Source organism: Vagococcus entomophilus, from assembly GCF_003987595.1.
GTDB classification, from domain to species: domain Bacteria; phylum Bacillota; class Bacilli; order Lactobacillales; family Vagococcaceae; genus Vagococcus_E; species Vagococcus_E entomophilus.
Genome location: NZ_NGJZ01000001.1, coordinates 1,046,499 through 1,058,272, shown reverse-complemented (window position 1 = coordinate 1,058,272; position 11,774 = coordinate 1,046,499). Strand labels below are relative to the sequence as shown.

The window sequence follows — 11,774 nt, the reverse complement described above, 5'->3', positions numbered from 1 at the left end:
ATCGATCAACGATGGACAGTTTTTTTGTGAAACTTAACGTGCACGGCTTTTACGCTTTGCTTTTTTACGATTTTCTTCGATTTGTTGTTCTTTTTTTTCAATGGGTTCAATCATTGTTTTTTTGACGCCATAAGCAACTCCTGCTAAAGTTCCTACAGTTAGTGTTGCACCAGTCAATACACCTTTTACAAATTTTTTCATTTTTTCACCCTCAGTAAAATTTATTTGGTTCCTATTTTTATATTATCATATATTATCACAAAAAAATCTAGTAATCCACCTGCACGAAAGAAATCTATCGTAAATGACAATAAAATGGTAGAATATAAGCGATGCACAAAATGGTGAAATGATTGAAACAAGGGGATATGTCATGAAAAAGAAGAAAGTTCTGGTCATCGTTGGGCCGACTGCTGTTGGAAAAACGGCTCTGGGGATTCACCTAGCAAAAATGTTTAATGGTGAGATTATTAGTGGCGATTCGATGCAGATATATAAAGAATTAGATATTGGAACAGCCAAAGCATCCAGTCAAGAACAGAGTGAAATCAAGCATCATTTGATCAATCAGATCGATTGGAAAAACTCCTACTCAGCGGCGGATTTTCAAAAGGAAGCTCGTTCTCAGATTGATTTATTAACAGCCAATCAAAAGTTACCCATTATTGTCGGTGGAACGGGGCTATATATCCAATCATTGCTATATGATTTTCAGCTTGGGGGTTCAGAAGACGAGGCAAAAAAATTAGAAATTAGAGCGGAATTAGAATTAGACTATAAAAAAAATGGTCATCTAGCGATGTGGCAGAAACTAGCCCAACTAAATCCGTCTTTGTCAGACAAGATTCACCCCAATAATGTCCGAAAAGTAATTCGGGCATTAGAAAGTCACTTTTTAACAGGAAACAGCGAGCAAAAAGAGCAGCCTCCTGAGCTTTTATATGATCCTTTTCTCATAGGGTTGACGACAGATCGTGAAGTGTTGTATCAAAGAATTAATCAACGTGTAGAGATGATGATGGCACAAGGTTTGATAGAAGAAGCAAGATTACTGTATGAGTCGCCTCATGTTCAAGCAGCTCAAGGGATTGGTTATAAAGAATTTTTTCCTTATTTTAAGGGAGAACAGACATTGGAAGAAAGCGTGGCTCAAGTAAAACAAAATTCAAGACGCTACGCGAAAAGACAATTGACATGGTTTCGAAACAGAATGGCTGTCAGCTGGTGGGATTTAGTCCAAGACCCAGCCAATGAACAGCTTTTAGAAGAGGAAGTAAAAAAATGGCTAGAGAAAAAATAAGTGAGTTAAAACAACAACGAGAAAAAGTGTATTTGGTGGGAGTGGAAACGCAAAACAATCAAGAAATTTTTTCGGATACAATGAAAGAGCTAAAAAGTCTAGCTGAAACAGCACAAGCAGAAGTGATGGGAACACTGATTCAAAAAAGAACAGAGTTTGACAGGAAGACGATGATTGGAAAAGGCAAAGTGGAGGAATTAAATCGATTGGTTGATGCAGATGAAATTGATTTAGTAATTTTTAATCACGAGTTAACTCCAAGACAAAATCAATTTTTAGGGGAACAACTAGGAGTAAGAGTGATTGACCGTGTACAGTTGATTTTGGATATTTTTGCGATGCGTGCAACCTCCAAAGAAGGAAAGCTACAAGTAGAGCAGGCACAGCTTGCATATTTATTGCCTAGGCTGACAGGACAAGGTAGTGCTCTATCTCGTTTAGGTGGAGGGATTGGAACGAGAGGCCCTGGAGAAACCAAACTTGAAACAGATCGAAGACACATTCGTTATAAGATGAACGGTATAAAAAAAGAGCTACAAGAAGTAGCAGCACATAGAAGACGTAGTAGGCAATCTAGGCAAGAAGCCGCAATTTTTCGAATCGGCTTAATCGGTTATACAAATGCCGGGAAGTCCACCCTGTTAAATGTGCTGACAAATACAAAAGCCTATTCTGCGAATCAGCTATTTGCCACGTTAGATCCTCTGACAAAAAAATGGACGATGGCAAGCGGTATGGAAGCAACAATCACAGATACAGTCGGTTTTATTCAAGAACTACCAACGCAATTAATCGCAGCTTTTCAATCCACACTTGAAGAAAGTCGAGAAGTGGATTTGTTGATTCACGTGGTAGATGCCAGTGCGCCAAATCGAGACCAACAAGAAAAGACGGTGCTACGTTTACTTGATGAGTTAGAAATGGACAATATACCAGTGGTAACGGTTTATAATAAAAAAGATCAAGTACAGCCAACAACATTTACTCCAACCTTATTTCCCAATTGTTTTATTTCTGCAAAAGAAGAAACAGCGACAAAAGCTGTTAATGATCTAGTTAATCAAAAAATTAAAGAAACATTACAAGCGTATGAAGGAGAGCTACCTGTTACAAAAAGTTATTTATTGACAGTATTTGCCCAACAAACTTTTTTAGAAGAACAAACTTTTTGTGAAGAAAAAAATAGCTATTATTTGCGTGGCTACAGTAAACCTAACATCAAAGTAGTAAGGGATTTAAATTAAATGTTAATCATGTTACAAAATGTAACATTAGTTGTTGACATTTTTTTATTCTATTGGTATCCTATAAACATCAATGAGAGGGGTCAGAGTACATGAGAGAAAAAGAACTGAGAAGATCCATGTCCGTCTTTCCAATTGGAACGGTAATGAAGCTGACTGATTTATCAGCACGTCAAATTCGTTACTATGAAGAACAAGATTTAATTCATCCAGAAAGAAATGAAGGCAATAGACGTATGTACTCGCTAAATGATATTGATATATTGCTTGAAATTAAAGATTATTTGAATGATGGATTAAATATGGCAGGAATTAAGCGGATTTATGAAATGAAGGAATATGAAAAGCAAAATCCACCCTATGCGCAAAAAAATCTAACCGATCACGATGTCCGTCGGATCTTATATGACGAAATTGTGTCTGCTAGCGGTATGAGTGGGAAACCAAATCCATTTCAGTCTAATGGACCTAAGATGTAACCAGGAAATTAGATTTTGAAAAATATATGAGGAACAAGGAAGGGATAAGTAAATGGTCAAAAAAAATTACACAGCAGATGATATCAGAAAGTTTGCAAAGGAATCAAATGTAGAATTTTTACGTTTAATGTTTACAGATATTATGGGCACAATTAAAAATGTTGAAGTACCAGTTAGTCAATTAGAAAAAACTTTAGAAAATAAAATGATGTTTGATGGTTCTTCTATTGAAGGTTTTGTTCGTATTGAAGAAAGTGACATGCTTTTATATCCAGATTTAAATACCTGGATGGTTTTCCCTTGGGAAGGCGATAAAGGAGTTGTGGCTCGCTTAATTTGTGACATTTACAATCCTGATGGCACACCATTTGCTGGCGATCCTCGTGGCAATCTAAAACGTGCGCTTACGCATATGGAAAAAGTCGGTTTCACTTCTTTTAACTTAGGACCTGAACCAGAATTTTTCTTATTCAAATTAGATGAACAAGGAAATCCTACCACAGAACTTAAAGATAAAGGTGGTTATTTTGACTTATCCCCTACAGATCTTGGGGAACAATGCCGTCGTGATATTGTTCTAGAACTTGAAAAACTTGGTTTTGAAATCGAAGCTTCTCACCATGAAGTAGCAGAAAGTCAACACGAGATTGACTTCAAATATGCAAACGTACTAGAAGCGTGTGATGATATTCAAACCTTTAAATTAGTAGTGAAGACGATTGCTCGTCGTCATGGATTACACGCAACATTTATGCCAAAACCACTTTATGGTATTAATGGTTCTGGAATGCACTGTAATATGTCTTTATTTACAGAAGAAGGAAATGCATTCCTAGATGAAAGTGACAGTATGCAACTTAGTCAAACTGCGTATCAATTTTTAGCTGGAATTTTGAAACATGCCAAAGGTTTTACCGCAGTGACCAATCCAATCGTGAATTCTTACAAACGTTTGGTTCCTGGTTTTGAAGCACCTACTTATATTGCATGGAGTGGACGTAATCGCTCACCGCTAGTTCGTGTTCCAGCTTCTCGTGGCTTATCTACTCGTATTGAATTGCGCCAAGTAGACCCAGCTGCTAACCCTTATCTTGCGCTTGCTGTTCTTTTAGAAGCAGGACTTGATGGAATTGAGAACAATTTGGAAGCACCTGCTCCAGTTGATCGCAACATTTTCATCATGAACGAAGAAGAGCTAAAAGCAGCAGGCATTGACGAGCTTCCAAGCAACCTAAATGAAGCTTTAAAAGGTTTAGCAGAAGATGAAATCATCAAAAATGCCTTAGGAAAACATATTTATCCAAGCTTTGTTGAGGCGAAGAAAATCGAGTGGAGTGCTTATTCTCAATATGTTTCTAAATGGGAGCAAGATCAATATTTAGAACTTTATTAAGCAAAATATTGATCGCTAGAAAAAGACTCATCTAGAATTTCGGTGTGAATCAAAAGTAAGAAATACTTTTGGTTCACACTTTTTTATTTTGCTTGCTAAGCCTAGCTAGAGATTTAGAAATGGCGCTTGAAATAAACGAAGACTGGTTTATAATGATAAGCATATGATGATAAGCTTTTTAACTTTAGATAAAGGACGATGAAATGCTCATGAGAAGAAAACAGACCATGGATGGGAATACGGCGGCAGCGTATATATCCTATGCTTTTACAGAGCTTGCAGCGATTTATCCAATCACTCCCAGTTCAACAATGGCAGAATTAGTTGACGAATGGTCAGCAGCAGGAAAACAAAATATTTTTAAACAACCCGTTAAAGTGGTGGAAATGCAATCAGAGGCTGGTGCAGCGGGAGTTGTACATGGTTCTTTAAAAGCAGGAACAATGACGACAACCTATACTGCCTCCCAAGGATTACTGCTAATGATTCCAAATATGTACAAAATGGCGGGAGAATTACTTCCAGCTGTTTTCCATGTGGCTAGTCGTGCACTTGCTACTGGAGCACTAAGTATTTTTGGAGATCACGGAGATGTGATGTCTGTCCGACAAACAGGTTTTGTCATGCTTGCTGAAAGTACCGTTCAAGAAGTAATGGATCTTTCAGCCGTGGCGCACTTGGCGTCGATTGAAGCAAGTTTGCCCTTTCTTAATTTTTTTGATGGGTTTCGGACTAGTCATGAAATTCAAAAGATTGAAGTACTAGAATACGATGAATTAGCTCCGCTACTTAATCAAGAAAAACTACAAGAGTTTCGGGACAAGAGTATGAATCCTAACCATCCGCACATTAGTGGTACCAATCAAAATCCAGATATTCATTTCCAGCAAAGAGAAGCAGTTAATCAACATTATGAAAAGGTTCCGGAAATTGTTCAATACTATATGGAAGAAATGAATAAGCTCAGAGGAACTAATTATGATTTAGTCAATTATTACGGGGACGAAGAAGCGACAGAGGTCATCGTTTCGATGGGATCAGTTGCTCCAGTTGTTCACCAAACAATTGATTACTTAAGGGCGCAAGGGCGAAAAGTTGGACATCTTAATATTCATTTGTATCGCCCGTTTCCAGTCAAAAAATTTCTTGACGCAATGCCTCAAACTGTACAAAAAATTGCGGTTTTGGATCGTACGAAAGAACCGGGTGCTGGTGGAGAGCCTTTGTTGCTCGACGTGCAAAGTGCGATGTATGATTTTGAAACACATCCAGTTATTATTGGTGGGAGATATGGGATTGGTTCTAAAGATGTGACTCCAAGTCATATTCATGCCGTTTATCAGCATTTGCAGCTGCCAAAAGAATCGCTCAAAAAAAGGTTTACGCTAGGAATTATAGATGATGTGACGTATCTATCGCTTCCAACCGAAATGGAGTTGGACTTGACCGCTAAATCCATTTTCCAAGCAAAATTTTGGGGGTTTGGTTCTGATGGGACGGTAGGCGCCAATAAATCTGCTATGAAAATTATTGGTGACCATATGGAACAATATGTCCAAGGTTATTTCTCTTACGATTCAAAAAAATCAGGTGGACTTACGGTTTCTCATATGCGTTTTGGGGATTCACCGATTGATTCGACTTATCTGGTCGAACATGCAGATTTTATCGCTTGTCATACAGCTGCTTATTTGCATAACTATGATCTGCTTAAGGGGCTTAAAGACGGAGGCACATTCCTACTTAATACCATTTGGTCGGACGAACAATTAGAAAACCATTTGCCACAAAAAATGAAAAAATATTTAGTAGAGCATGATATTCAGTTTTATACCATTAATGCGGCAGAACTTGCGCAAAAAGTAGGGTTAGGTCGACGCATTAATACTATTATGGAAACAGCTTTTTTCCAATTAGCGAACATAAAGCCGATGGAAGTGATTATTCCATTACTAAAAGAAGAGGTAATGAAAAATTACGGAAAAAAATCGATGAAAATTGTCGAAAAAAATAACGAAGCAATTGATCAAACGTTGGCATTACTTCATCAAGTAAAGGTACCTAAGAGTTGGGGACTGGAAGAAGAAACCGAGAAGCCAAAAGAAAAAGTACCAGCTTTTGTTTACAATATTGTGGAGCCGATGAATCGACAAGAGGGTGATTTATTGACAATTGGGGACTTAAAAGCAAACGGAATGACAGACGGTAGGATGCCGCTTGGAACTGCTGCCTTTGAAAAAAGAGGTGTTGCCTTAGAAATTCCAGAATGGAACCCAGATCGATGTACCATGTGTAACGAGTGCGCCTTTGTTTGCCCTCACGCAGCAATTCGGCCGTTTTTGGCAGAGGACGAAGAATTAGAAGCAGCACCAGAAGGATATGTTGTCCGTGAAATGCGGGGAGCAGATGGGCTAAAATACCGAATCCAAGTTTCGCTTGAAGATTGCACGGGATGCGGGTTGTGTGTGCAAGCCTGTCCTGCAAAAGGAAAAGCGCTTGAGATGAAAAGCTACGAAGAGCAAAGAGAACAAGCCGTAAATTGGGCTTTTTCGATGACGCTTAAGGCGAAGAAAAATCCGTTCAAGACAAGCACTGTTCGCGGCTCGCAGTTTGAAAAGCCTTTGATGGAATTTTCAGGTGCTTGCTCTGGTTGTGGTGAAACTCCTTACGTTAAACTTTTAACCCAGCTTTACGGAGATCGCATGATGATTGCAAATGCAACAGGTTGTTCCTCTATCTGGGGCGGTGCAGCACCAGTTACCCCGTATACTACCAACGACAAGGGGCAAGGTCCTGCTTGGTCAAATTCTTTATTTGAGGATAATGCAGAATATGGTTATGGCATGTATCTAGCCAATAAGACGCGTCGTGAAAGTTTAGCAGATCAAATTAAAGTGATGCTACAAGAAGAGACTTTATCTGATGAGTTGAACGAACAATTTTCATCCTGGATTGAGCATATGGATGAAAGTGAAGGAACGCAACAACGAGCACAAAAGTTAAAAGCATTGCTAAAAGAAGAAATGGAAACAAACCAAAACTTGCAAACAATCTATGCCCAACATGACTTATTTGTCAAACCGAGTCAATGGATATTCGGTGGAGATGGCTGGGCTTATGATATTGGTTTTGGCGGAATTGATCACGTCTTAGCTAGCGGAGAAGATGTAAATATTCTTGTCATGGACAACGAGGTTTATTCCAATACTGGAGGGCAAACCTCAAAAGCAACACCACTTGCTGCCATTGCAAAATTCTCTGCAAATGGAAAATATGTTGCCAAAAAAGATTTGGGACGGATGGCAATGTGTTATGAAAATGTTTATGTAGCTCAAATTGCATCAGGTGCCAATCAAATGCAAACGATAAAAGCCTTGGAGGAAGCTGAAAAATTCCCTGGACCGTCTTTGATTATTGCCTATACTCCTTGTATTGCGCACGGATTATCTGGTGGAATGACTCAAACATTAGCGGAAGCAAAAGAAGCAGTTGAAAGTGGGTATTGGTCTTTGTATCGCTACAATCCATTGCTTCGGGAGAAAGGTAAAAATCCGCTGACACTCGACTTTAAAAAACCAAAATTTTCTGAGATGCGTGAGTTTATCAAAAAACAAACACGTTTTGCTGCGCTCATGAAAGTTCAATCTGAAAAAGCAGAAGATTTATATACTAAGACGATTCAAGATGCTAAAAATCGATTTTATACGTATGCTCGACTTTCAGGACAAGAAGAAAAAATCCGTGAAAAGTTAGAAAAAAGTGAAAATACGCAATAAGCGATTAAAATTGGCAACTAATAGGTTCTATCGAGTCTGAAAACTTTTGTATTAGTTTTCAGACTTTTTGGAATGTGCTATACTAAAACGAAAGCGTATTGTTTATGAGGAGAGGCGAATGCATGTCATTTCAATTGGAAAATCTATTTAAAAACGATAACTGGAGCCAATTATTGTCCAATTATTTTTTTTCGACCAATTTTTTAATTAATATTTTGGATATAGTGGTTGTTTGGTTTCTTTTGTATCGACTAATTATGGTCGTGAAAGGAACAAAAGCGGTTCAGTTGTTTAAAGGAATTGCGATTATACTAGTGATTCGAGTACTAAGTGGCTGGATTGGTCTTAATACGGTTTCTTGGATTATGAATCAAGTGATTACTTATGGGGTTATAGCAGCGATTGTCATTTTCCAGCCAGAGGTTCGTAGAGGCTTGGAGCATTTGGGCAGAGGTTCTTTATTTAAAAAGTCTAAAAAAATCATCCAAGAAGAATCCTCGATGATTGATGCATTTGATAAGGCAATCCAATATATGTCAAAAAGAAAGATTGGCGCATTGATTACCATTGAGCGCAATACTGGCTTGGATGATTATATTGAAACGGGTATTCCAATCAATGCTTCAATCACTGGGGAACTTTTGATCAATATTTTTATTCCCAATACCCCCCTTCATGATGGGGCAGTCATCATAAAAAATCAAAAGATAGCCGTCGCTTGTGCATATCTTCCGCTTTCTGAGAGCAGCCTGATTCCCAAAGTGTTTGGGACAAGGCACCGAGCTGCTGTTGGGATTAGTGAGGTGAGTGATGCGATTACCATTATTGTATCGGAAGAAACCGGTGATGTCAGCTTGACATTAAATAATGAGCTTTTACCTCATCTGACACAAGAAGAATATTTAAAAATATTATCGCAAGAGCTTGTCAAAGAAAAAGAAGATGTAACTACTAATTTGTTGCAGCAATTTCTTGATGGTGTATCAAAGGGGGCTAAAAAATAGTGAATCGATTATCTGATAATCGTTGGTTTGTTCGACTTCTTGCACTATTTTTTGCGATATTACTGTTCGTGAATGCGAATGCAGAAAATATGAAAAACTCAACGATAACAACCAGTGGCAAGTTTGAAAAAGCAGTAACCAACGTTCCCATTGATTATCGCTATGATCAGTCTAAGTATTATATATCTGGCTATGAAACAAGTACTGGGATTCAGCTGAAAAGTTCGAATCGGGTACTACTAGATATGGAAGCAAACGAACAAACAAAAAATTATTCTGTTGTAGCAGATTTGACCAAACTTGGTGTTGGAACGCATGAGTTGAGTCCAAAGATTGAGGGAATGAATTCTGCGGTGACAGGAACATTGACTTTGAAAACGGTCCATGTCACAATTGAAAAGAAAAAAACTTCTACTTTTAAAGTAGAGCCAAACATTGATCACAAAATCTTTAGTTCTGGCTATACACTGGATGAGGCAACTGTTAATCCAGAAAAAGTAACAGTAACAGCTGGAGCAGAGACCATTAAAGCGATTAAAAAAGTCGAAGCGGTAATAAATGATAAGAAAAATGTAAAAGAGGATTTTTCTGAAAAAGTGTCATTGAAAGCTTTAGACAAGAATGGCGAAGTCCTAAGTGTGACTATAGATCCAGTAACAGTAAATGTTAAAGTCACTACCAAAGAGCCTTCGAAAACTGTTTCGCTCAAGGTAACACAAAGTGGAAGCTACCCAAAAGGAGTGAATGGATATTCGATTAATCTTGAGAGTAATCAAGCAGAAATTAGTGGTGAATCGAGTTTGCTTGAGAATATCCATTCTTTATCGGTACCTGTTATGATTGAAAATATCACGGACACAGTAAGCGATTATTATACTATTACTGCTCCTTCAGGGGTTAAAGTTACTCCAGAAAAGGTGTTGGTTACAATTGTTCCAACACATACTGCAACAAGAGAAAGCTCTAGTAGCAGTACAAGAGAAACTACTAATCAAACAACGGAAACAAAAATGACAAATGAAACAAGTGAAAAAACAAGCTCGAGTACGACAAAGTCTTCCACGTCTGAAACGTCGGCCTCGACTAGTCAAACCAGTACATCAGAATCAAATAACGATGAATAATAAGGAGATCAAACCATGGGGAAATATTTTGGAACAGATGGAGTTAGAGGAATTGCTAATCAAGAACTAACTCCTGAGTTAGCATTTAAGTTAGGCAGATGTGGGGGGTATGTTTTGTGCCAGCACACAGAAGAAAAACAACCAAGAGTATTGGTGGGGCGTGATACACGGATTTCAGGGCAAATGCTTGAGCAAGCTTTGATTGCAGGCCTATTATCTGTAGGAATTGAAGTTTTCCAATTAGGTGTGATCTCGACTCCAGGAGTGGCTTATTTGACTAAAATTCAAAAGGCGGCTGCAGGGGTGATGATTTCTGCTTCGCATAATCCAGCTCGAGATAATGGTATTAAATTTTTTGGGTCTGATGGTTTTAAATTACTAGACGAACAAGAGCTTGAAATTGAAGCTTTGTTAGATGCAAAAGAGGATATGCTACCAAGACCGGCAGCGACAGGCCTTGGTACAGTGGATGAATACCCAGAAGGACTGCTAAAATATGCGCAATTTTTAACTCAAACCGTTTCGAAAGACTTGGAAGGATTGACAGTATGTTTAGATGCAGCAAATGGGGCAACGTATACTGCGGTAAATCGTGTGTTTGCGGATTTAGAAACCGATTTTTACACGATGGGCGTTCGGCCAAATGGTCTAAATATTAACGATGGAGTAGGATCTACCCATCCAGAAGAGTTAGCCAAATTTGTCTTAGAACATGAAGCAGATGCGGGTCTTGCCTTTGATGGTGATGGAGATCGTGTGATTGCGGTGGATGAAAAAGGCAATATTGTAGATGGTGATAAGATTATGTATATTTGTGGAAAGTATCTTTCTGAGAAGAAACGTCTAAAACAAAATACAATCGTTTCAACTGTAATGAGCAATTTAGGGTTTCATAAAGCAGTTCAACAAGCGGGGATGACGGCGCTGCAAACGAAAGTCGGCGATCGGTATGTTGTGGAAGAAATGAGAAAAAATGGCTATAATTTTGGCGGTGAACAATCAGGGCATATGATTTTCTTGGATTACAATACAACGGGTGATGGTATGTTGTCAGGCATTCAGCTGCTGAATGTTATGAAAGATACGGGGAAAAAATTATCTGAACTTGCTAATGAGATTGAAGAGTATCCACAAAAATTAGTGAATATTAGAGTGAGCAACAAAAATGGAGCAATGGAAGTTCCTGCAATCAAAGCGGTTATTGAACAAGTTGAAGAAGAAATGGCTGGAAATGGCCGCATATTAGTTCGCCCTTCTGGAACAGAACCACTTCTTAGAGTAATGGCTGAAGCTCCTACAATCGAAAAAGTAAACGACTATGTAGAGAAAATAGCCGAAGTTGTTCGAAAAGAAATTGGGCTTGAAGAGTAAGGAAAGAAGCACAACAAAGCATATTTTGTTTTGTTGTGCTATTTTTATAGACCAATTTAATTGATTTGACTTTTTTTATTTAA

The 11,774-nt window shown here is 38.3% G+C and carries 8 protein-coding genes and 1 pseudogene; 8 read left to right on the top strand and 1 reads right to left on the bottom strand.

The window, feature by feature from the left end; all coding sequences use genetic code 11:
• Nucleotides 1-33 precede the first annotated feature (33 nt).
• The gene (locus CBF30_RS05020; RefSeq protein WP_126823348.1) at nucleotides 34-201 is read right to left on the bottom strand and encodes a DUF3042 family protein; all 168 of its coding nucleotides are present in this window, start codon (nucleotides 199-201) and stop codon (nucleotides 34-36) included.
• A gap of 172 nt (nucleotides 202-373) precedes the next feature.
• Between CBF30_RS05020 and miaA the strand changes: the two genes are divergently transcribed.
• The 8 genes and pseudogenes from miaA (at nucleotide 374) to glmM (ending at nucleotide 11,691) form a co-directional block, all read left to right on the top strand.
• Complete coding sequence (gene miaA / locus CBF30_RS05015) at nucleotides 374-1,300, top strand: tRNA (adenosine(37)-N6)-dimethylallyltransferase MiaA (protein ID WP_126823346.1); 927 nt, start codon at nucleotides 374-376, stop codon at nucleotides 1,298-1,300.
• A complete protein-coding gene (gene hflX, locus CBF30_RS05010; protein WP_126823344.1) occupies nucleotides 1,282-2,544 on the top strand; it encodes a GTPase HflX in 1,263 nt (420 codons plus the stop codon). The genes miaA and hflX overlap by 19 nt, the downstream gene beginning before the upstream one ends.
• A gap of 92 nt (nucleotides 2,545-2,636) precedes the next feature.
• On the top strand, nucleotides 2,637-3,023 hold the full coding sequence (locus CBF30_RS05005) for a MerR family transcriptional regulator (RefSeq protein ID WP_126823342.1): 387 nt from the start codon (nucleotides 2,637-2,639) through the stop codon (nucleotides 3,021-3,023).
• A gap of 52 nt (nucleotides 3,024-3,075) precedes the next feature.
• On the top strand, nucleotides 3,076-4,416 hold the full coding sequence (gene glnA, locus CBF30_RS05000) for a type I glutamate--ammonia ligase (protein ID WP_126823340.1): 1,341 nt from the start codon (nucleotides 3,076-3,078) through the stop codon (nucleotides 4,414-4,416).
• Nucleotides 4,417-4,625: 209 nt separating this feature from the next.
• A pseudogene (gene nifJ, locus CBF30_RS04995) lies at nucleotides 4,626-8,189 on the top strand (pyruvate:ferredoxin (flavodoxin) oxidoreductase); the annotation flags it as partial.
• Between the two features lie 125 nt (nucleotides 8,190-8,314).
• On the top strand, nucleotides 8,315-9,196 hold the full coding sequence (gene cdaA, locus CBF30_RS04990) for a diadenylate cyclase CdaA (protein WP_126823336.1): 882 nt from the start codon (nucleotides 8,315-8,317) through the stop codon (nucleotides 9,194-9,196).
• The gene (locus CBF30_RS04985) at nucleotides 9,196-10,320 is read left to right on the top strand and encodes a CdaR family protein (RefSeq protein WP_126823334.1); all 1,125 of its coding nucleotides are present in this window, start codon (nucleotides 9,196-9,198) and stop codon (nucleotides 10,318-10,320) included. The genes cdaA and CBF30_RS04985 overlap by 1 nt, the downstream gene beginning before the upstream one ends.
• Before the next feature lie 15 nt (nucleotides 10,321-10,335).
• The gene (glmM, locus tag CBF30_RS04980; protein ID WP_126823332.1) at nucleotides 10,336-11,691 is read left to right on the top strand and encodes a phosphoglucosamine mutase; all 1,356 of its coding nucleotides are present in this window, start codon (nucleotides 10,336-10,338) and stop codon (nucleotides 11,689-11,691) included.
• Nucleotides 11,692-11,774: the final 83 nt, after the last annotated feature.

Coding starts and splice junctions, on each gene's coding strand:
- CBF30_RS05020 (WP_126823348.1), bottom strand. CDS start 201: ATGAAAAAATTTGTAAAAGGTGTATTGACTGGTGCAACACTAACTGTA.
- miaA (WP_126823346.1), top strand. CDS start 374: ATGAAAAAGAAGAAAGTTCTGGTCATCGTTGGGCCGACTGCTGTTGGA.
- hflX (WP_126823344.1), top strand. CDS start 1,282: ATGGCTAGAGAAAAAATAAGTGAGTTAAAACAACAACGAGAAAAAGTG.
- CBF30_RS05005 (WP_126823342.1), top strand. CDS start 2,637: ATGAGAGAAAAAGAACTGAGAAGATCCATGTCCGTCTTTCCAATTGGA.
- glnA (WP_126823340.1), top strand. CDS start 3,076: ATGGTCAAAAAAAATTACACAGCAGATGATATCAGAAAGTTTGCAAAG.
- cdaA (WP_126823336.1), top strand. CDS start 8,315: ATGTCATTTCAATTGGAAAATCTATTTAAAAACGATAACTGGAGCCAA.
- glmM (WP_126823332.1), top strand. CDS start 10,336: ATGGGGAAATATTTTGGAACAGATGGAGTTAGAGGAATTGCTAATCAA.